19 protein-coding genes and 2 riboswitches are annotated in these 21,332 nt (G+C 54.4%); of the genes, 2 read left to right on the forward strand and 17 right to left on the reverse strand.

The window, feature by feature from the left end; genetic code table 11:
* Positions 1-77: 77 nt before the first annotated feature.
* On the reverse strand, positions 78-1,115 hold the full coding sequence (gene mnmH, locus MKZ15_RS18375) for a tRNA 2-selenouridine(34) synthase MnmH (RefSeq protein ID WP_339822502.1): 1,038 nt from the start codon (positions 1,113-1,115) through the stop codon (positions 78-80).
* A 22-nt stretch (positions 1,116-1,137) separates the two neighbouring features.
* Positions 1,138-2,190 carry a selenide, water dikinase SelD gene (selD, locus tag MKZ15_RS18380; RefSeq protein WP_339817280.1) on the reverse strand — a complete coding sequence of 351 codons (1,053 nt, stop codon included), beginning with the start codon at positions 2,188-2,190 and terminating at the stop codon, positions 1,138-1,140.
* Between the two features lie 204 nt (positions 2,191-2,394).
* Between selD and MKZ15_RS18385 the strand changes: the two genes are divergently transcribed.
* The gene (locus MKZ15_RS18385) at positions 2,395-3,474 is read left to right on the forward strand and encodes a permease (protein ID WP_339817282.1); all 1,080 of its coding nucleotides are present in this window, start codon (positions 2,395-2,397) and stop codon (positions 3,472-3,474) included.
* Positions 3,475-3,515: 41 nt separating this feature from the next.
* On the opposite strand, the gene MKZ15_RS18390 is transcribed toward MKZ15_RS18385, so the two are convergent.
* The 8 genes from MKZ15_RS18390 to MKZ15_RS18425 form a co-directional block, all read right to left on the reverse strand.
* On the reverse strand, positions 3,516-6,167 hold the full coding sequence (locus tag MKZ15_RS18390; RefSeq protein ID WP_339817284.1) for a carbohydrate-binding protein: 2,652 nt from the start codon (positions 6,165-6,167) through the stop codon (positions 3,516-3,518).
* Between the two features lie 203 nt (positions 6,168-6,370).
* Positions 6,371-6,892 carry a YfiT family bacillithiol transferase gene (locus tag MKZ15_RS18395; RefSeq protein ID WP_339817286.1) on the reverse strand — a complete coding sequence of 174 codons (522 nt, stop codon included), beginning with the start codon at positions 6,890-6,892 and terminating at the stop codon, positions 6,371-6,373.
* Between the two features lie 85 nt (positions 6,893-6,977).
* Positions 6,978-9,335 carry a histidine kinase gene (locus tag MKZ15_RS18400; RefSeq protein ID WP_339817287.1) on the reverse strand — a complete coding sequence of 786 codons (2,358 nt, stop codon included), beginning with the start codon at positions 9,333-9,335 and terminating at the stop codon, positions 6,978-6,980.
* Between the two features lie 68 nt (positions 9,336-9,403).
* On the reverse strand, positions 9,404-9,973 hold the full coding sequence (gene kdpC / locus MKZ15_RS18405; RefSeq protein WP_339817288.1) for a potassium-transporting ATPase subunit KdpC: 570 nt from the start codon (positions 9,971-9,973) through the stop codon (positions 9,404-9,406).
* A gap of 24 nt (positions 9,974-9,997) precedes the next feature.
* Complete coding sequence (kdpB, locus tag MKZ15_RS18410) at positions 9,998-12,025, reverse strand: potassium-transporting ATPase subunit KdpB (RefSeq protein ID WP_339817290.1); 2,028 nt, start codon at positions 12,023-12,025, stop codon at positions 9,998-10,000.
* Between the two features lie 28 nt (positions 12,026-12,053).
* Positions 12,054-13,724 carry a potassium-transporting ATPase subunit KdpA gene (gene kdpA, locus MKZ15_RS18415; protein WP_339822505.1) on the reverse strand — a complete coding sequence of 557 codons (1,671 nt, stop codon included), beginning with the start codon at positions 13,722-13,724 and terminating at the stop codon, positions 12,054-12,056.
* Between the two features lie 108 nt (positions 13,725-13,832).
* Complete coding sequence (locus MKZ15_RS18420) at positions 13,833-13,940, reverse strand: hypothetical protein (RefSeq protein ID WP_193417493.1); 108 nt, start codon at positions 13,938-13,940, stop codon at positions 13,833-13,835.
* A gap of 18 nt (positions 13,941-13,958) precedes the next feature.
* Entirely contained in the window at positions 13,959-14,360 is a 402-nt protein-coding gene (locus tag MKZ15_RS18425; protein WP_193417446.1) for a hypothetical protein, read from the reverse strand.
* 117 nt (positions 14,361-14,477) lie between these two features.
* Positions 14,478-14,653: riboswitch (cyclic di-AMP (ydaO/yuaA leader) on the reverse strand.
* A 108-nt stretch (positions 14,654-14,761) separates the two neighbouring features.
* Positions 14,762-14,941, reverse strand: a riboswitch (cyclic di-AMP (ydaO/yuaA leader).
* Between the two features lie 258 nt (positions 14,942-15,199).
* On the opposite strand from MKZ15_RS18425, the gene MKZ15_RS18430 reads away from it, so the two are divergent.
* The gene (locus MKZ15_RS18430; RefSeq protein WP_339817291.1) at positions 15,200-15,496 is read left to right on the forward strand and encodes a hypothetical protein; all 297 of its coding nucleotides are present in this window, start codon (positions 15,200-15,202) and stop codon (positions 15,494-15,496) included.
* On the opposite strand, the gene MKZ15_RS18435 is transcribed toward MKZ15_RS18430, so the two are convergent.
* The 7 genes from MKZ15_RS18435 to MKZ15_RS18465 form a co-directional block, all read right to left on the reverse strand.
* Positions 15,455-16,240, reverse strand: coding sequence for a nucleotidyltransferase domain-containing protein (locus MKZ15_RS18435; protein ID WP_339817292.1), 786 nt, complete (start codon positions 16,238-16,240; stop codon positions 15,455-15,457). The two genes, MKZ15_RS18430 and MKZ15_RS18435, sit on opposite strands and share 42 nt — an antisense overlap.
* Before the next feature lie 51 nt (positions 16,241-16,291).
* On the reverse strand, positions 16,292-16,627 hold the full coding sequence (locus tag MKZ15_RS18440; protein WP_155606249.1) for a cupin domain-containing protein: 336 nt from the start codon (positions 16,625-16,627) through the stop codon (positions 16,292-16,294).
* Positions 16,624-17,202, reverse strand: coding sequence for a DUF4269 domain-containing protein (locus MKZ15_RS18445; RefSeq protein WP_339817294.1), 579 nt, complete (start codon positions 17,200-17,202; stop codon positions 16,624-16,626). The genes MKZ15_RS18440 and MKZ15_RS18445 overlap by 4 nt, the downstream gene beginning before the upstream one ends.
* 14 nt (positions 17,203-17,216) lie before the next feature.
* Positions 17,217-17,825, reverse strand: coding sequence for a class I SAM-dependent methyltransferase (locus MKZ15_RS18450; RefSeq protein WP_193417442.1), 609 nt, complete (start codon positions 17,823-17,825; stop codon positions 17,217-17,219).
* Positions 17,826-17,837: 12 nt separating this feature from the next.
* Positions 17,838-18,542 carry a DinB family protein gene (locus MKZ15_RS18455; protein ID WP_339817296.1) on the reverse strand — a complete coding sequence of 235 codons (705 nt, stop codon included), beginning with the start codon at positions 18,540-18,542 and terminating at the stop codon, positions 17,838-17,840.
* A 77-nt stretch (positions 18,543-18,619) separates the two neighbouring features.
* The gene (locus MKZ15_RS18460) at positions 18,620-19,549 is read right to left on the reverse strand and encodes a glycoside hydrolase family 43 protein (protein WP_339817298.1); all 930 of its coding nucleotides are present in this window, start codon (positions 19,547-19,549) and stop codon (positions 18,620-18,622) included.
* A 151-nt stretch (positions 19,550-19,700) separates the two neighbouring features.
* Complete coding sequence (locus tag MKZ15_RS18465; protein ID WP_339817300.1) at positions 19,701-21,323, reverse strand: extracellular solute-binding protein; 1,623 nt, start codon at positions 21,321-21,323, stop codon at positions 19,701-19,703.
* Between the last annotated feature and the right edge of the window lie 9 nt (positions 21,324-21,332).

Consider the following 21,332-nt stretch of genomic DNA (forward strand, 5'->3'; position numbering starts at 1 on the left):
TTTTCCATCCCAAAAACATTGTCGGCAAAAATACAGCCCGCAGAACCACCTGCGAGCTGTTTAGAAACTTACAAGATTCAAACCGGCTGAGGCAATAACCGTTCCGCCTCCGTGACCGCCTCATCAACCGAGCCCGCACGAATCACTGTAAAATCAGCGTCTTCGTATTGATTCTCCGTGTGAGCGTATCTTGGATCATAATAGTAAATCAGCAGCAGTTCAACCGCCCGGTCGTAACGGCCTGCGAGCAAGCTTTGTTCGATTTCCGCAGCAATTGGCGTGTGAATCTTCGATTTGATCTTGCGGAACGCTTGCAGGCAGGCCTCTGGATTGTTCCAGGGCTCGTAATCCTCCAAAATGATCTGCACGCGGACGTCCGTCGGCAGATCGATACGAATGTGACGGCCCTGTTCTTTCTTCGCCATGAGAAAATCGGGTACGACCACCTTGCCGATCCGTTTGCTTTCCGCTTCCATTAGCACATAAGGAGCTTCGCGATATCGCGACAGGTCCTCCAACAGCAGGGAGTCGAACATCTTTTGGTTACGGGCTTGCAATCCGATTTGGCCAAATACCGATCCCCGATGCCCGGCCATCCCTTCCAGATCCATAACGGGATACCCTTGTTCCTGAAGTTTTCGCAGCAGCAGCGTCTTACCGCTTCCTGTATTCCCGTGGATCACCGTCAAATCGGGGGCGAATTCCATCCCCTCCAGCGTGCTGACAACCCACTGGCGATAAGCCCGGTATCCACCGGCCAGTCGGTAGGTGTGAATGTCCATGAGGCTGAGCAGCGTAGCTGTCGTACGGCTACGCATGCCTCCGCGCCAGCAAAACACCGCTTTTCGCCCGGAAATTTCCGCAAACTTCCGAACAAAGTCCGGCAGCTTGGCCGAAACGACTTCAAGCCCGCGTTGTTTGGCGGCATCCACGCTCACTTGCTTATATAAAGTTCCGATTTCCGCCCGTTCCTGATCGTCAAAGAGCGGAATATTCAAGCTGCCCGGAATCGTTGATTCAGCAAACTCGGAAGGGGACCTCACGTCGATCATCGTAATCGCCTTACCGCCCTCTTTCTGATTCGCCCATTCCTCCAGCTCTAAATCCTGAAACATATCCAATGCCGCAAACCCCTTCCTACGCTTCCACCACGATACGACCCGGGTGTTCTTCGGTGACCTTACCGATCAAGCTTGCCTCGACGCCGGCTTTCCGCAGTTCAGCCAACAGTTGTTCGCTTTGGTCCGGGTTCACCGAGATCAGCAATCCACCGGACGTAACCGCATCGCACAAAATATAGCGGTCGGTCTGGTCCAACGAATCCGGGAACGTGATGTCCGCCTCCACGTGGGCATAATTGTTTTTGGTCCCCCCAGGGACAAACCCTTGCTCCGCCAATTCGCGCACGCGCGGAAGCACGGGTACGCTTCCTTGCGAGATGGTGATCCCCGTGCCGCTGCCCTTCGCCATTTCCAGGGCATGGCCCATTAAGCCAAAACCGGTCACATCCGTACAAGCATGCACGTCATACGGCTCCATCACTTCAGCAGCCGTCTTGTTCAGCGTAGCCATGACCGTGGTGACCCGCTGCGTCTCTTCTGCCGTCAACTGATCCTTCTTGATCGAGGTGGTCATAATGCCGACTCCGATCGGTTTCGTCAGGATCAGCTTGTCCCCCGGCTTGGCGCCGGCATTCGTTCTAACCTTATCCGGGTGCACAAGCCCCGTAACGGCTAAGCCGAATTTCGGCTCCTTATCGTCGATGGAATGGCCGCCTACCAGCGTTGCCCCAGCTTCCTGAACCTTGTCCCCCGCGCCGCACAGGATGTCAGCCAGGATGCTTTTATCCAATGTAGAAATAGGAAATGCCACGATGTTCAGCACCGTGAGCGGCTTACCGCCCATGGCGTAAATATCGCTGAGCGCGTTCGCTGCGGCGATTTGCCCGAACGAATACGGATCGTCAACGATCGGCGTAAAGAAATCGACTGTCTGCACTAGCGCCAGTTCATCGTTTAACCGGTAAACCCCGGCATCATCGCTTGTATCGAGGCCCACCAACAAATCCGGATTCGGCACCGTAGGCGGGAGGCTCCGAATGACCTGCATCAGGTCAGCCGGGCCGATTTTGCAGCCGCAGCCTCCTTTGCTGGATAAAGACGTTAATTTTATCGGTTCAGCTGTAGACATGCTTGATCACAATCCTTCCCTATATCTTTAATAGGATCCCCTAGTTCATGCTATATTTAAGCGTACTCCAGTTGCGGTACAAAAGGCAACCTGTTCGGTCGTAGCAACGGCACGTATCCGAATATAGTCCGCTTGCCATCGTGTGATATACTATATTTCGTGCTCTAGCTCAAATCTAAACGTTCGTGGAGGGAAACAAAACATATGGTTTCGTCATCAAGTGGCAACTACCCGCAGCAACAGCCGCATGGATTTCATAAAGGCAGAACTGCGTTATTCATCATTCTGTTCCTCATCATAGCCATCGCCGGCTTAAGTTATGTCAAGTGGTGGCCTTACTACGGAAAAGCGTTCAAGGCCGTCACCGAGCATACGATTGGCTCTTCCATTCTCGGAGCGGACGCTTCCGGCCCGATTTCGTGGAGTGGAGCGCTCGATTACGCGGCAGCCTACTTCAAATCGGTATGGAAGGCAGCGGTACTGGGCATTTTGCTCGGCTCGCTCGTTCAAGTATTGCTGCCGGCTCAGTGGCTTTATAAAGTACTCGGCAGCAGCCGGTTTAAGAGTACCTTCCTCGGCGGCCTCGTCTCCTTGCCGGGGATGATGTGCACCTGCTGCGCGGCGCCGATTGCTGCCGGCCTGCGCAAACGCAACGTGTCCGTAGGTGCGAGTCTGGCCTTCTGGATCGGCAATCCGGTGCTCAACCCGGCCACGCTGATCTTCATGACCTTCGTGTTGTCCTGGAAGTTCACCTTGCTTCGTCTCGTCTTCGGTATCGTGCTCACGTTTGGTGTCAGTTATTTCGCCAACCGGCTAGCTAAAGGCCAGCAAGTCCCCGCTCCGGCGGAAATGGAGCAAGCGGAGGCCGCAGCCGAGCTGAAGGAAGAGGGACCGTTTGCCTTGCGTTGGCTGAAAAGCCTTGGGATGATGATCCTGAATGTCGTTCCGGCGTATCTATTGTCCGTCTTGTTGCTTGGCGCTTTCCAAGGCGTCCTATTCCCGGTGGAACTCGGAGGCGGCATTCTGGCCATCCTGTTGTTCGCCCTCGTTGGCACGTTGTTCGTCATCCCTACGGCGGCGGAAATTCCGATCATTCAATCGTTCACCGCGCTTGGACTCGGTGCAGGCCCGGCGGCAGCCCTGCTGCTTACGCTGCCAGCCATTAGCCTGCCGTCCTTGCTGATGGTCTCGCGCTCGTTCCCGCGTAAGGTGCTGGGCTTCGTGTTCGCCTCGGTGGTCATCCTTGGTATTGTTGCTGGAGTCGTAGGCGCCTGGGTGTTGTAAAAAGATAAAGGGAGCCGTGAATGAATCACGGCTCCCTTTTTTTATTGATCTTTCCCGCCCCCCGCAACGGGAACGAGCTTATACAGTTTGGACTCGGCCCCTTGCAGCCGGGCATGCAGTTCGGTCTTCGCCCGCGTCTCCTCGCCGGTCCACAGATCCGTCACGCGGAAGCCGGAGCGGCCTTTGTTGTCCATCGCGGCCCGTTCGAAATTAATCGTGCGCTCCGCCGGCTCGTTCGTGAAGTTAAACAACGCGAGGTAGTACACGCCGCCATCCTTCAGAATATAGGCGTCAGCCGCTGCGGTTCCGGTATTGCCTTCGATCGGACGGAACGCTTGCCCCATCTTGGCTACCGCGTTAACGGCCGGATTGACCAGCAGCTTCTCCATGTAATCACGAGCAAGCGGATCAGCAACATCATCCGAGTTCAGGAACACGGTACCGGAAATCGCCGCCGCGTTCACGCGGGTTTGCGCACCGAGCAGTGAGCCGCCTTTCACCAGCGTCATGTAGTCCGGATCCGTGTAGGGGTAGATCGTGCCGTTCTGCCACCAGCCATAGGTCAAGTTATTCAACTGGTATTCGGTGCTGCCCAGCGAACCATCTACGTCGCAGGAGATCCGCCGGCTATGCGCGTATTGACTCGGGAAGAGTGGAGCGATCGAAGCGCTGATAAACATCGAACCGTCCAAGGCATTCACGATATAGGCCATGCCTTCATGGTAAGCCTGGATGCCTGTAGACGCCTGGGAGTTGTAGTGCTGGCCTTCCAATGAGCCGTGGCTCAGGAAATCCAGCTTAATATACTCGAACCCATGCTCCTTAAAGCGATTCACGTAATAGTCGATCCGTTGCTTCGTGCCCGGATGGGTCGGATCGACGGCGTAGGCGCCGTCCAGCTTCGGCAGCGGATTCCCTTGCGCATCGCGCAGCACGATGTCGCCATAGGTGTACTTTCCGTCCGTCCCCTCCACCGGTTGGTTCAAATTATCGCCCCAGTAGACGAAGGGGCCATAATAGATGCCGGCTTTTTGACCGTTAGCCTGAATATGTTTGACCAGTTGGCCTAGCTGCTCCTCGTTCATGTTGTCCCAATAAGAATCGAGATTGATATAAAGCTGGCCGTCGTTATTATACGACTTCCCTTGTAAATTCTCCTTAAAGTAATCAGAGGTCTCGATGGCCTTGTCGTAGGTTAAGTTGCTGCCGACGGCTCCCCAACTGTTCCAACCGACTGGAACCCCTTGCGGAACCTCCGGACCGAAAGCGAGCGGCGGCGTTTCCGCAGCATTCGCCTTCCCGTACGTCTCCATCCCGTCCCGATAGTCGGCAAAGTAACCGACAAACACTTTTGGGGAAGCTATCGTCGTCCCGTTGACCTTGGCATGAGGCAACGAATCGTGTGTTGAGGCCAGGGAGGAGAAGCCGCCATAAACGTTCAGCTTATTCAGCCGATCGTTCGAGCCGCTCCAATAAATGCCCGTTTTCCACGTATCGTGGCTGACCGAACCCACCACAAAACCGCGGCGGCTGTCATTATCGAAGATCGCCGTCAGTTCCGAGCTTTCGTAATTTTGGTTGTTCAAATCCGTATTGATCGTCTTGGACAGATACCGCGACCACGCATCGTTATCGAATGGGGTTACCAGCACCCGGTTATCACCGTACTGGCCGATATCGACCCCGCCGCGTCGATCCACGATGAGCGGTGCGATATAGTTCGTCTCCATCGGCGTGGACTGCTCTGCAATGACTTGAGTGAGCAGGTAATCTTTTTGTTCATAAATATAATAGATTTGCTTAATTAGCGGCAGGCCGTCTTGCTTATTGCTCACCGTCACTTTGACTCCTTTGCCGCCCCGATCCTGGAACCGTTCTACCTCTTCCATCTTAAACTCGTGTTTAGCATAATCTTTACTGGTTAAATAACGATCCAACTGCAAGGAGCTATACGCCCCCTGGATCTTCGCTTCTTCTCCCCGTGCTTTCCAGCTATACGCCGACAGGCCGGTTTCCGTATTGTATAGCAGCTTTAGACTGCCGCTCGAAACGCTCATCCCTTTGGTGTGCCGAGTGACCGAGATCGAGCCATATTTCTCCGTTTTCACCGGAGCGCCAAGATTCAGGTCTTCGTTATCCCCCGGGCCCGTTCCCGGATCTGAAGGCGATACGAAGGCCAAGTCGATCTTGTCCAAATCCGGAGCATACCCTCCATCATCGTCAAAAGATAACGTATTGGCGCCCGCCTGCAAACGAACTTCGAAATCGAAAACGCCAACCGTATTCCAATCCTTCGTGGCCGGCGGCGTGAATCGCTCCCGTTCTCCGCCATTGACACTGATCATAAACGAGCGGGTGTCTCCGGATATATAGGACAAGCTTAGTTTATAAACGCCAGCTTCCGCTACGCGGACGTCATTAAACTGCATCGCCGAGCCCTGGTAGAGATTGCCTACCTTAACTCCGCCGGAGCAGGGGTCGCACGAGACCGGCCCGGCTTTGCCGGAATAAGAATTTGTCGGCGCCTCCGCCTCAAACGAATAAACCGCCCCCGCTTCTTGTGGGCTCGCCGCCTCGGCGGCAGCCCGCATTGGGGCGTCCGCACCTCCGGTCATCGAACATGCCAGTATCGCGATCAGCAGGTATCGCAACACCGTCTGCAACTTCCACTTCTTCGCTGTCTCAGCCTTCACGAATCATCCATCCTTTCGTCGGGTAAGTTCGATTACGAACCTCATGTTAGAATAGACAGCGCTTTCTATCTATACCTCAAAATGCCGATTTATAGCTGAAAGTAAAGTTCTTTTCCAATTGAAGGGCTACAGACGTAACAAAAAAAACAGCCCGACGTCCCACTCGGGACTTTCGGGCTGTTATTACGGAAATACGCTTGGAACTAAAGGTCCAGCTTCGTTCTTAAGGCGGTAATATGCGCGAGATGATGATTTCCGTGCCAGGCGTAATTGCCGAGGGTATAGGCCAAGCGGGTCGTCTCGCCCGATTCGGGGTGATGTAACTTGCGCTCATAATCGGCGTCGCCCAGCGATTTCAACAGGTTAGTCCAGCGGCGGTGCAGCGCTTCGAGCAGAAGCAGCGAAACCTCAATTTCTCCCTCGTAGTCTGCCAGCGTCGCCCAGCGGTCTTCGAAGTAAGGCCGGATCGTCGGCGTCTCTTCGGTTAAGGCCAGTTTAAAACGGGTATAGGCATTGATGTGGCTGTCGGCCAGATGATGCACGACCTGGCGCAAGGTCCAGCCTCCCTCGCGGTAGGGTAGGTTCAGTTGATCTTCGCTCAAACCCGCTACGGCTTGCCTTAATCGCGCCGGCAGCGACTCGATTTCGCGAATCCACTGCTCCCGCTGCGCTGCGTTAATCTCGCCTTCGAATGCAAATTTGCCTATAGGGTATCTAGGGTCCATCTCTAGGTTCGCCTCCTGTTCAGGAATAAACTGCCACTTTCTTGTTGATTCATTTATACCTGATCAAGATCGCCTTGTCGATATCCTATTCCGTAGAGAAGAAGATCCCCTCCTTTTTAATTTGGGCCGAAGGATCAAAATCGGCAACAACCAGAATGTCCATATGCCTCGCCTGGCGGAGCAATAGGGAGACCACGTCGCCCCTCCACAACCGCTGCCAACGGTTTCTTCCCGATTGGCCAAGGATCATTTGCGTACTTCCGAGTTCGTCGGCCTTGCGGACAAGCGCTTCCCCAAGCTTTCGTGTACGGGGTCCCTTCTGCATCTCGAAGGTTCCGCCCAGCCGGCGGGTAAGCCTCTCGATCGCCTGAAGCCGTTCCTGCTCCTGCGGCGTGAATCCACTCCCGTTATGCCGGTAAAAAACATGCCAACTTGCCTTCAGCCGGTAGGCAATCCGGAAGCCGCGCCGAATTAAACGCTCAGCTCCGGAACTCAACGTAACCCCTACGAAGATCATTTCTTCCCGGTTTGCGCCTCCCCGCAGCGGGCTGCGGCGCTGCCAGGATTCCAGCCGTTCGTCGACGTCGTCGGCGAGTTCCCGAAGCGCAAGTTCGCGCAGGGCGATCAAATTGCCGGTTTTGAAAAAATTCCCGAGTGCCTGGTCCACTTTGTCCATCGCGTAGATTTTGCCTTCACGCATCCGTTGCTGCAAGGCTTTGGGGGCAACGTCGATCAGTTCGACTTCATCGGCTTGGCGAAGGATGAAATCCGGTACGGTCTCCCGGACCCGAACGCCGGTGATCTGTTCGACCGCGTCGTTCAGACTTTCGAGATGCTGAATATTCATGGTCGAAATCACCGAAATGCCTGCCTCCAAAATTTCCAAAACGTCTTCGTACCGCTTCTTATGCTTGCTTCCGGGCATGTTCGTATGAGCTAGCTCGTCAACCAGCACGACTTCCGGATTCCGGGCAAGGATTGACGCCGTATCCATCTCTTCCAGTTGGGTCCCGCGATAATCAAGTACAGCGCGGGAGAACGACGGCAACGCCCCGACCTGGGCCGTGGTTTCGTCACGTCCATGGGTTTCGAGCAGTCCGATGCGTACGTCGATCCCTTTTTTGCGCAAATCGTTGCCCTCCCGAAGCATCGTATACGTCTTGCCGACGCCGGGAGCAGCCCCGATGTATACCTTGAACCTGCCGCGGCGAATCCGGCCGATTTGCTGCTCCACTTCCGCTTCGCTCAACCGGCGGTACGGCTCGGCGGCTCCGTGTTCCTCGCGGGTTTTCGCCGGAAGGATGCGTTCTCCCTCCGTTTCAGCCCGGTCCGCCACTACGAAGATGTCCACGTTTTTCGTTTGCTTCAGGATATCCCCAACGATCGAGCCTTGCCATAATTCCTGCATCCGGGTTTGCTTGGAGTGGCCCAACACGATCCGGGTGACCCGATGCTCCAAAGCGTAACGGACCAGTGCCTGCGGCAGCATCCTCCTGGTGGGAAGGGGGAGTTCGGCAAATTTGGCTCCCACCTTCTCCGACAACTGCGTCAGCGAGCGTTTGAAGGTCGCAGCTTCCGGCGACAGCTTGCGACGCGGGTTCACGAACGTGACCACGAGCATATCGCCGTTTAACCGTCTCGCAATTTGTTGTCCCCTTCGCACATAGATCGATCCATTCCAGTGATATTGGGCCGACACCAAAATCCGTTCCGCCACGCCCGCCGCCCCGATCAAGCCCTGCTCCTCGCGGTGTTTCTCCAGCGTATCGTTGACGCCTTCGGCCATCCAGCGTAGGGCCAGCTCGCGCAACACGCCGAGATTCCCGCGATTGAACACCGCCTTGTCCGGGATGTTACGCAAATGGCCCGCGGCGAACCGCTGGAGCAGCGTCTCCGGAGATACGTCGATCAGCCGCACCTCGTCGGCTAACTCCAGGGTCCCCTCCGGGACGGTATCTTTGACGTCAATGCCGATGAGCTTCTGCACCAGCTCCGTCATCCCGCGAAGCTCATAAATGTTCACCGTCGTAATGATGCTGATGCCGTGGCCGAGCAAATAATGAATATCCTCTAAACGCGTCGGAAACGACGCCCCTTCGCGGTTCGCATGCGCCAAGCCGTCTACCAGCACCACCTCCGGGTTGCGTCGAACCAAGGCGTCGAGATTCAAATCCTTTTTCTCCATACCATCCTGCTTCCAGTGGATGCTGGGAACCCGCTCCAACCCAGCCAATTGCTCCACGGTCTCCGGCCTTTGAAGCGTCGATACGGCGCATATGACCACGTCGATGCCCTCCGCCTTCAGCATTTGCCCTTCTCTCAGCATGTGGTACGTTTTTCCCGATCCGTTGACGGCTCCAACATACACCTTCAAGCGCCCCCGATGCAGCTCGTAAATCGACTTTAGGATTTCTTCGGGCGATTTTCGTTTAAAGCTTTGCAAAATGCAATGCCCCCCACCGCAAAACGTAAGATCCCTGCTTGAAAATCGCTTTTCAAGCAGGGGATTGGTTATTGCGCAATTCTTTGCTGAACTTCGATATTGAGCTGCAAAACGTTCACTCCCGGTTCGCCTAAAAACCCGAGATCCCGTCCCCGGGTATGGTCTCGGACCATCCGTTCCAGTTCTTCCGCTGCGATTCCCGTGGCTTGGCTGACTCGCGGGATTTGCGCTCGGGCCGCTTCCGGACTGATCTCCGGATCAAGGCCCGAACCGGAGTTCGTGATCAAGTCGATCGGCAGCTCGTTCAACGGGACCTTCGGATTTTCTTGCTTCCATGCTTCCACCGCGTCCGTCATCCGTTGAAGCAGATCCGGGTTGGACGGCGCATAGTTTGGCGTTCCCGAGGCCCCCGCGTCATATTCGATGCTGGACACCCGACCGTGAAAAAACGAAGGATCCGTAAAGCTTTGGCCAATCAGCCGCGAGCCGACGACTTCTTGGCTTTCATTATAAATCAGGCTTCCATTTGCCTTATCCGGCATTGCCGCCTGGGCAATCCCCAGCACCGCCAACTGATACAGCAAAATTACCGCCATCAACACGACGCTGGCGCGCAGCATCATCCAAATCGTTCGCATGGCTTACCATCCCTTCAAGAAATATCAAATCCATAAGTGGACAAGCATATCGATGATTTTGATCCCCGCAAACGGAGCAATCACGCCGCCTACTCCGTAAATGAACAGATTGCGCGCCAGCAGCTTGGAGGAACTCATCGGCTTGTAAGCAATCCCTTTCATGGCGAGCGGGATCAACAGCGGAATAATGATTGCGTTAAAAATCAACGCCGAGATGATCGCCGAATCGGGAGAACCTAGCCGCATGACATTGAGAACCCCCATCTCGGGAATCGCCAGCATAAACATGGCCGGGATAATCGCAAAATACTTGGCAACGTCATTGGCGATGCTGAACGTGGTTAAGGCGCCGCGGGTCATCAGCAGCTGTTTGCCGATCGACACGACCTCGATGATCTTCGACGGGTCGGAGTCCAGATCGACCATATTGGCTGCTTCCTTCGCGGCTACGGTGCCGCTGTTCATGGCGATTCCGACATCCGCTTGGGCCAGCGCCGGGGCATCGTTCGTCCCGTCGCCCGTCATCGCCACAAGCTTTCCTTCGGCTTGCTCCTTACGGATGACAGCGATCTTATCCTCCGGCTTGCTCTCCGCGATATAGCCGTCCACGCCGGCCTCCCGCGCGATCGTCGCTGCCGTAAGCGGGTTATCGCCCGTGCACATGATCGTTTTAATCCCCATCTCCCGCATCTGTTCGAACCGCTCCCGCATCCCGGGTTTCACGGTATCCTTCAAATAAATCAGACCGTAGACGAAGTGATCGACCGCTACCGCTAATGGAGTGCCCCCCGCCGTCGCAATCGCATCGCTGTTTAGATCTAGATCGTCGGGGATTTGCCCGCCTTGGGCGATGACCCATTTCTTGACGGCATCCACCGCCCCTTTCCGTACCTTCCGGCCGTCCCGCAAATCGATGCCGCTCATCCGGGTTTCCGCTTTGAAATCAATGAATTCCCCGCCGTCCGCAAGGCCAGCGTCATAACCCAAGCCTTGTTTTCTCATCAACTCCAACACCGAACGCCCCTCCGGCGTATCATCCTTGACGGAACTGATCGCCGCCCAGGCGGAGACATCCGCCAGGCCTGCCCCGCCAACCGGCACAAATTCGCTGGCCATCCGGTTCCCGTACGTGATCGTCCCGGTTTTATCCAATATAATCGTATTGATGTCCCCGGCCGCTTCGACGGCTTTCCCGGACATCGCCAGGACGTTGAATTGCGTTACGCGATCCATTCCCGCAATCCCGATGGCCGACAGCAAGCCGCCGATGGTCGTTGGTATCAAGCAAACCAGCAAGGCGATCAATATGGGGACTTCGATCCGGATACCCAGGTAATTCCCAAAGAACGGCAGCGTGACCACCACGATCAAGAAGATCAAGGTCAAGCTAATCAAAACGGTATTCAATGCGATTTCGTTCGGCGTCTTTTGGCGTTTCGCCCCTTCGACCAACGAGATCATCCGGTCGAGGAAGGACTCGCCGGGGTCACTGGAGATCCTCACCTTGATTTGGTCGCTGATCACCTTCGTGCCGCCGGTTACGGAACTGAAGTCTCCGCCGGCCTCCTTGATCACCGGCGCCGATTCGCCGGTGATGGCCGACTCGTCGACAGAAGCCAGTCCCTCCACCACTTCGCCGTCCCCCGGAATCATTTCGCTTTGGGAAACGATGACGAGGTCTCCTTTGCGCAGCTCGGTCGAAGGAACTTGCTTCACTTGCTGGCCCACGAGTTTATTGGCCGTGATTTCTTTCTTCGTTTGTTTAAGCGAATCCGCTTGTGCCTTGCCGCGCCCCTCCGCGAGAGCCTCCGCGAAATTCGCGAACAGCACGGTCACGAGCAAAATCAGCGATACCGTCAAATTGAACCCGCGCGACACCCCGCCACCGAAGGCATCGGGCACAAATATCAATATCAACGTGATGAGAAATCCGAGTTCGACCACGAACATGATCGGGTTACGGACCATCAGCCTTGGATCCAGCTTCATAAACGATTCCTTGACCGCATGACTGACGATCGTGCGAGATAACATCGTTTTCTTGTTACGCATGTCCGTTCCACTCCTTCTTTCTTTCAACCTATGGCAGTAAAGTCAGATGCTCGGCGATCGGCCCCAATACGAGAGCCGGGAAGTAAGTCAACGCGCCGACGAGGATCACAATGATGAGAAAGACGCCGCCGAACAGAGCCGTATCCGTACGGAACGTGCCGCTCGTGACGGGTACCGATTTCTTGGCGGCCAAGGAGCCCGCCACCGCCAGCAAGACGACGATCGAGAAATAGCGGCCCAAGAACATCACGACGCCCGTGGCGATGTTCCAGAACGGCGTATTATCGCCAAGCCCTTCGAAACCCGAGCCGTTGTTGTTCGCGGACGAAGTAAATTCATACATCGCTTGCGTTAAGCCGTGGAAACCGGAATTGGATATCGTATCCGGGTAAGCCAACAAAGCCAGAGCGGTGGGTGCCAGTATCAGGAACGGGGTAACCAGCAAATTAACGGCGATCAGCTTCATCTCTTTGCCTTCGAGCTTCTTGCCGAGAAATTCCGGCGTGCGCCCAACCATCAGACCGGACAAGAACACCGCAATCATCGCATACATCAACACGTTCATGATTCCGACGCCCGCTCCGCCGAAGACCGTATTCAGCATCATGTTCGCCAGCGGAACCAGCCCGCCGATCGGCGTCAGCGTATCGTGCATCGTATTGACCGCTCCCGTCTCCGTCGCGGTTGTGACCGTCGCGAACAAGGCCGACTGGGCTAGGCCAAAACGAACCTCCTTGCCCTCCATGCTGCCTTGGCCATGCGCGATGCCAAGGGCGTTGAATGCCGGATTGCCGGCGCTTTCGGCCGAAAGCAATACGCCAAGCATGACGATGAACATCATCAGCATCGATACGAACAACACCCGGCCTTGTTTGGCATTCCCGACCATTTTCCCATAAGCGAAAGGAAGGGAAGTCCCGATCAGCATCATCAATAGGATTTGCAGCATATTGCTGAATCCCCCCGGATTTTCAAACGGATGGGCCGAGTTCACGCCCACGAATCCGCCGCCGTTGTTGCCGAACTGCTTAATCGACAAGAACGAGGCAATCGGCCCCCGGGCGATAGGTTGCTCTGTCCCCTGAAGGGTGTGGGCGATCGCCGTTGATGCCATAGTTTGCGGTACGCCCAACGCTACGAATATTAAAGCCGAAATGAACGATACCGGCAGCAGAACCCGGGTGATCGCACGAACCAGATCCACGAAGAAACTGCCGATCGGTTTGCCGGCCAAGCCGCGAATAAATGCCATCGCCGCGGCGACGCCGGTCGCCGTCGAAGTGAACATCATGAATACGATCCCGATCATCTGCGAAAGGTAAGACAGTCCGCTTTCCCCGCTGTAATGCTGCAGATCCGTATTGGTCATGAAGGCAATCACCGTATTGAAGGCGAGCGTCGGCTCCATGTTTGAAACCCCGCTCGGATTCAGCGGCAGGAACCCTTGCAGCCGAAAAATCAGATAGACGATCAGCATCATCGCCAAATTGCTCAGCACCGCGGATAAAGCATACTTCTTCCAGGTCTGATTCTCCTGACGGATGCCGCTGGCACGGAATATTACTCCTTCAACAGGTCCGAACCACCGGTCCAGACCGTTCTTTTCATAGTCAAACGCTTTGGCCAAGTATAGACCGGCCGGTCTGGCGACGATTACCGCGAGGCCCAAAGTAACGAGTATGGCAATCCAACTGTAGATAGTCACGTCTTATCCCTCCGAAAGGCAAATGTTAAAACTTCTCCGGGTTCAGCAGCGCATACCCCAAATAAACAAAAACCGCCACGATTAAGATGCCAAGTCCCCACATCATCGCTGATCTCCACCCTCCGAAATCGCTTTGGAAGCCCAAGTTGCCAGACCTGCCATCATGCAAACCATAACGATAATTAAGCCGATCATGAAAATGTCCATCATCGTCGATCGGATCCTCCTTTACTCATTGTGCAGAATAAACGATACGTCTTTTCCCTTCGTATAAATCACATAGTTAGCGCCAAGCTTTTTATAAACCGCGCCAGGATGCATCTTTTGCGTAATGACATAAATCGGCTTCGACGTCCATGGACGGCAGAATTGCAAATATCGGCAGGTTAGTGTCAGAGATTCTTCGAAGATATACACCGTCCCGATGGGGATATCAGGTACGACCTTGTTTTTGCGTTTAGTAGTATCCACTAGAATGACGTGCTCTATCCCACGGTCTATCGCCTCCTGGCGGCTTCTATCATTGTTGACCATCAGTGCAAACGGGATTTCGCGGTACTTCATCGTTCTGATGAAATCTACCGCCAATGGATTCGTAAGCGTCACCAGCGCGTATTCAAAAGTGCCCACTTCTTGTATTCCTCCTGATTCAGAAATTAGGCATCAAAAAAGAAGCCTGGGAAGAGGGAATCTTCGCGGGCTTCCAGCATGAATGTATTCTATGCTTTAGGAATCGCGCTATAAGGTTTCCTCTCTCGTCTGCACTTACGAGGTTAGCTGACGGGCTCGGGCGCGAGAGACGCCCTACCTCGCGATACGCAACTATCGCCAGGATTCGCCCCATAGGCGGTAAGCGCGACCTGCGCTCCGCCCGAATGGGTCCCCCGTTCCTTCGCATCGGAAGGATTCAGTGTGATGCAAATAGATTGTTAATTTTCTTCTTAATTGTTAATGTAACACTTTCTTCCCTTTCATGAATAGGCATAAGAAAACCACAGAGGATATCCCTGTGGCTCGCCATGACAAGTCCATCATCCTCTCTCCCTTCGCTGACGAGGTTAGCTGTCGGATTCGGGCGGTGAGAGTCGCCCTACTCCTGCGGCAAGCGCCTGCCGCAGGAGATTCACCCCGGACCGTTCCGCCGACTCTCACATCGGCAGCGATCATTGGTTCCCCCGTTTTCCTGATCGGAAATTAAGCGATACTGATTGTTTTATTGGAATCATTTCATGAGTCGAATATTACGCTTGCGCTTGTTCTTTGTAAAGCTGGACCAAACGCAAATTTGAGATGAAAAACCTTATAATTTCGTCGTTTTTAGCGTTTTCAAAGGATAAAAAACGCCTTTCTCTACGATTACCTCTATCGCAGACCCTTACTTGAAATCCGGCTAGGACTTGTCCTCCGCCCCAGTCTCTGCTACGATTTTGCGCAGATAAACTAAGCTTGAACAACGAGGAGGAGATTACATGAAACAAACGAACACACCCGGACTGATGCCGCTGCCGCTAAACCTGAACTTGCCGAATGGGAACCAGATGCCGGTCCATGCGGCGCTGTTATGGGGTACCGATCATCTCGTCCTCGTTGACACCGGGGTTCCCGGACAATTGGACGTGATCCGCGAAGGGTTGCTACCATGGCGGCGTATGTACCGGGTCGATCAAGGAACGGCTGAAGGAAATCGCTGCGGGGAATTAAGCATAGCGGTCCTGGCCAGCCGGTTAAATATCGCCTATCGGCGTAAATCCGCCCAGCCAATTTAATTCGCTGTCTTCCATGAATCGCGAGGGCCAGCTTCGTCCATCCTCGCCCCAATCGGCAAACGCGCGGACCGACTGGTAAAACGCTTCGATATGCTCGGCCGTTGGTTCTTCCAGCATTCGTTCGATCAAATGCAGGAAGCCTTCGGGCCGATCCGGAGCTTGTTCCAGAACATTAAGAAACCACTTATGGTACGGATACAGCATTTCATTATGCGCTAAGATCAGTCTTCCGCCGAACAAAACCAAGTTATTGACGGCATGTCGCAATAGATAGAGGTTGTCATGCTTGAAGGCTTCGGCGGAATACCATTTCCACGCTTCGAACTGGGCCAAGAAACGGGAGATATTCTCCTGCTTACGTTCTACCGGATAGCGAACGATATCTGCCAGCAGTTCCTCCATTCCCGCGATGTTTGAAAAAGCGAGGATCGCCCCTTCAAATGCAAAACGGGCCGGCTCGCTCCCTTTCTCGGCCACCTGCTTCATGAATCCGCAAGAGATATATTTTCCGTCCACGTAACCGGACTCATAGTCCGTCGATTCATTTTCCCAATACGTCGTCTCTCCGGTGCTTACCCGCCGGGCATAATCCTCCTCGGATACCACAATCATCACGTCTACATCCGAGGACGGTTTCGCGAATCCGTGGGCAATCGAACCGGAAACCAGTAAGGCCAGAATATCCTCCCGGGTGGCGAGCTTGGCCTTTAGTTTCTCGATCGACTTGGCATGATGTGCGTACATTCCTTATTCCCTTCCTTCTCTTGAAACCGACTTATTGCCGGTCCCTCTCATTTAAGCTAATACTCGGTCGCCCCGCGTATTTGGGCGTGAAATAACGAGAAATTCCACCGCTTCGTCCGATCGGTTCATGGCCTGATGCGGGGTGTTCGGCGGAATTTCGATTCCCTCATGGGAATGAAGCTCATGCTCGGTCCCAGCAATTTCGATATGCAGGCAGCCGGACAAGACAAAGAAAAATTGCTCCGCCGTTTGATGGAAATGCCGGACTTCCTGGCTATCCGGGGGCATTTTCTCATGAATAATGCTGCAGTCCTCCCGATCCACCAGCCGCCAGCCATCGCAATTCCCACCCCAAATATAGTGTTCCGCATTCTCTTTGCTGATCATTTCGTTCCGTTCCTTTCTTCCATAAAATGATGTAGTCTCGCGTCCTCCCAATCATACATAGCCAGCAGCGCTTCATATGGGTCACCCTCCAGCCGAAAAAACCTGCCGAAGGCCGGCTCCGTCTTTAGCCCCGCTGCCTTTAGCTTACGGATGGCATCCCATGCCTCCGGCCCTCCCATCTCTAGCAATCGGTGTTCAACAATCATATGTTGATATGCGTTTTGCTCGGTTACCGGCTTCGGCTGACCAAACACCTCAAACGCGAAACCGCGATGCGTAAAGTTCGCAACCGTTCGCAGGAGGCCGCCGACGGTTTTGCTGGAGCAGGCGTAGTTCGAGCATACCCCAAAATGAAGCTCCAGTTCCTGCTCAAACCGTTTGGCGTCGTAAACCTCACAGATGATGTCCAAGTCGCTTTCGGGCAAATCGATATCCAGCGGAATGGTTCCGGCCAAGACGGGATGATAGCAAGCCAGCTTGCCCACGATCTGAAGTTCTTCCATCGCCTCGTAAGCCTGTCGCTGACGCTCATTTCCCTGACACAAATAGGTAAGGTCGAAGAAATCGAGGATCATGTCTAGCCTCCAATCTAGGCAGTTCCGGGCTTCGCCCGAATCAATTGGACCATATCCATCCAATAGCTCTCCGCCGCGATGACGTTTAGCCCGGCCTGTTCGGCCAATTGCCGGATATCCCGCGTATGATGACAGCCATAAGCCCGGTATAACAGAGGATCCAGCGTCTTCTGCAGCGCGGCGACCAGCAGGCGGGAACTAATGCCATGTTCCAACAGCAAAATTTCACCTTCCGGCTTGCACCAACGACGAAGCTTCCCCATCAGCTCCAGCGGTCGTTCATAGCTGCAGAACGAAAGCGTGGAAACCACCGTATCAAACGAATGATCGGCAAAGTCCGCATTTTCCATATCCGTACACACGAATTCTGCGTTCACATGCAAATGCTTGGCCCTGCGCTGGGCTTTCTCCAGCATGGCCGGGCTGAAATCGACAGCCGTGACCTGCACGCCCAACGGATAGTAGGGGAAGTTCGCGCCCGCCCCAACCGCCAGTTCCAGAACATGCCCCCGAGCATGGCTCAGTAGCTGCTGACGCCAGCGGCTTTGGGCCGGATTTTCCGTACGGCGATCGTATTGATTGGCCTGCTTATCAAAAATACGAACCAACTTCTGCTTGTCCACCCAATCCCCCCCTTAACTTTGCTTTTGGAGCCGTTGCTTGATGCGAATCGCCTTGTTCAAATGCAGAAAGTTATGCCGAGTTGCGGGCATCAGAATTAATCCGGCCAACGTTTTCTTGCTCCAATACTCTAATAGCCATTCGGCTTCCGGCTTCACCGCGCTTTGGGCACGGAGCTTTTCGATGCCCGCCGTTGGCACCTTGCGCTTCATCTCCGCGGGCTCCATCCTGCGGACGATCTCCCGGGTGCGCCTGCCTACCTCGATCCGATAGTCCAGCAAGGCATCCATGTCGATCCCGGCACTCAGCTCAGCCGCTTCCTCCTCTGTCATGCCGTTCCCCGTATGGGTGCAAGAAATTCTCAGCTTGGGAAGCCAATCTCCCTCCTCAAAAATCTGCTCACGCCCTCCAATCAACACGTTCATCGTCATGTCCTCAATACGGGCGATATGCCACAAATGCCAAAGAATCGAGTTTTTCGTGTCAGGTGCCTTAACGGGGTACTGGCGAAGGGTCTCCTCCCTTATCCCATCCAACAATTCGTCCTCCAGCGTGTTCATCGTGCCCATCAGACCCGCGTCCGCCATCTTCGAGACATACAACCAGGCATGCTGGTTAAGAAACAATGCCACCGCTTGCTCGTGCCCCTTCGGATTTTGCAAAAGTGTGGTTAACCGCTGATGATTGGCATTCCACTGCTTTCTTTCAGCCAACAACATCCTTATTCTCCTTTCAAATAAGCGTCTTGCGTCCCTCTAGCTGTCGCTGCCCGCCTCAAGGAAAGACAGAATCCATCCTATCTCGGCAGCGGTCTGGGCGAAACTCCTTCATGGGTCATTTGCACCGGCTGGATTCGTCCGTCCTCTTCAAATAACATCCGGTCCATGCAAACCACGCGATGATTCGCATCCGTTTCGCTTAGCGGACGGCGATGATAAACGATGTACCACTCGTCGCTGCCCGGAATTTGCAGGAATCCATGGTGACCGGCACCGGTGGCGATCTCCGGATCCTGCTGCAGAATCTTCCCAACCCTCTGGAACGGTCCAACCGGCGAATCCGACATGGCATAGGCCACGGAATAGTCCGGCCCGGTCCATCCTCCCTCGGACCACATGAAATAGTAGATATCGCGGCGCTTGAACATGCACGGTCCTTCAATATAATGCTCCGGGGTGATCTCCTTAAAGGTGGCTCCATCTGCAAAAGTGTCCAGATGAACCATGTCCTCGGACAATTTCACCACATTGCAATGTCCCCAACCCCCGTAGTAGAGATAGGCACACCCGTCATCATCGAGAAACACATGGGGATCGATAGGCTGTGCGCCAAAATGAAACCGATCGATCAACGGCTTGCCAAGGGCGTCTCGAAACGGCCCTTCCGGCCGGTCGGCAACGGCCACGCCGATCCCACCAAGCTCATCGTCGTTCTGGATATCGTTCGCGGCAAAGTAATAATAGAATCTCCCATTTCGCTCCACCGGCGACGGAGCCCATAACGCTAACCTCGCCCAAGGGATGTCTTCCATTCTCAGGATGCGCTCCGCCTTCGTCCACTCCGTCAAATCCGTAGAATAGAACGCATCAAAAAACGTTTGCTTCTCGTACGGTGCCGAATACGTCGGGTAAATCCAATATCGATCCTGAAAAATCCTCGCTTCCGGGTCCGCATACCAGCCCGAAAATAAGGGATTACCGGATCTGTTGTTCCGCTCTTCGCTCATGGGGTGCCTCCTTCTTCTCATTGCATCAACGTATATGAACGCTTTATTCTCCGCCGCTGGCTTCCATACCTGCATGAGCCTTGTTTTTTTGGCTTAACAAAAACCGCCCTGCAATTGGATTTGCAGAGCGGTTCTGTGGAAATTAAACCGTTTATTTCACACTCATGTAGCGGTCGTAAGCATCGGTGCGGATTTTCATCAGCTTCTCCAGCCCCATGTCGTTCAGCTTCTTCACGTAAGCGTCCCAGCCTTCATCGATGCCGCCTTTGGTTACCCACTGAGCACGCATCGTCGCCACGTAGGTGTCGATGTCCGTTGTCAGGGTCGGGAGTTCTTGGAACTCCTCGGCGGTGTACATGACATTCGGGAACGGCGTCGTCACGTATTCGCTGCCCATTTTGTCGATTTCCAGTTTCAGGCCGTCGCCGGCTTTCGGGTTAAGCACGATGTTCTTCTCAAAAGCAGGGCTAACGTATTTGGGTCCGAAATCCCGCAGCGACTGCTCCCAGTACCACGCGTCCGCGCTGGTGCCAGCCGGCGGATCCATCAGGGTATACGTGCCATCATCGTTCTTCTGGATAACCGTGCCGATCGCGCCCCAGAAGTTCTGGATGCTCGCTTCATTGGTATAGAACTGGTCAGCCCAGCGGGCGGCCACTTCCGGATACTTACAGGACGTCGTAATCAGCATCTCATTGCGGTTAAAGCTCATCCCGTTGGGATTCCCCGGATTGTAGCGATTGCCGTCCGGTCCTGCGATCGGCGGGATGGCGGCATACTGGTCGCTCCATTTGCCGAATACCGCATCCGGCGTCCATTGGTTCGTAAACCCGACGATCGGAGCGTCCGCATTTTGCTGTTTCGCCGACGTCATCGTTCCGTCCTGGGTGAACAGCTCTTTGTCGATTAGACCTTCGGCATACAGCTTGTTCGCAAATTTCAAGCCTTCCTTATATTCCTCGCTGGTCGGATAGTAGATGGGCTTCCCGTCTTTCACCAGCATGTTATTGGCATTGATGTCGGTAATGCCAAACGGATTCAGGAAATCTGGCGCCAGTCCGGTTTCGGTATATGGAATTTCATCCGCTTTCCCGTTGCCGTTTGGATCCTGCTCCTTAAACGCTTTCAACACATTGTGTAAATCGTCGATCGTGTCCGGGACCTGAAGCCCCAATTGATCCAGCCAGGTTTTGTTGATGACCGGCTGGTTTTTCGTCTTTGGACGCGACGGCAGCCTTGTCGGTAAGGAATAGATTTTGCCGTCCGGGAACGTGCTGATCTTCTTCAGCTCCGGCGTCTCGGCCATGGCAGCTTTGAGGTTCGGCATGTATTGATCGATATAATCGTCCAGCGGACGGAAGTAACTCAAGTTATTAACGATATCGGAATCGGAAAAGGTCTGGTCGCCCAGGATGATATCGGGCAGCGTGCCGCTGGCCAGCATGATCGATTTCTGCTCGCCCCAGTCGTTGGACGATACGACCTGCCATTCGATTTTGACATTGGTGTTCTTCTCCAGATCCTTCAACCATTGATTTTGCGTAAACGTATCGCCCATGTTCCCCCAGCGCATCGTCAGGACCTTCAACGTCACCGGTTCGTTAACGATCGGCAATCCTTCCTTGTTGAAGCTGCTCGTATCGCTTGGCGCCGGGTTGCCGGAGCCCTCGGAGGCTTTCCCGCCGCCGCAGCCTGCCAATCCAAAGACGAGCGCTCCCGCAAGAATCAGCGCCGTCCATTTCTTCATTGCGAACTTACCTGCCTGTTTGTTCATAGACAAGAT

It is taken from the genome of Paenibacillus sp. FSL R7-0216, from assembly GCF_037969915.1.
Lineage (GTDB): Bacteria > Bacillota > Bacilli > Paenibacillales > Paenibacillaceae > Fontibacillus > Fontibacillus rhizolycopersici.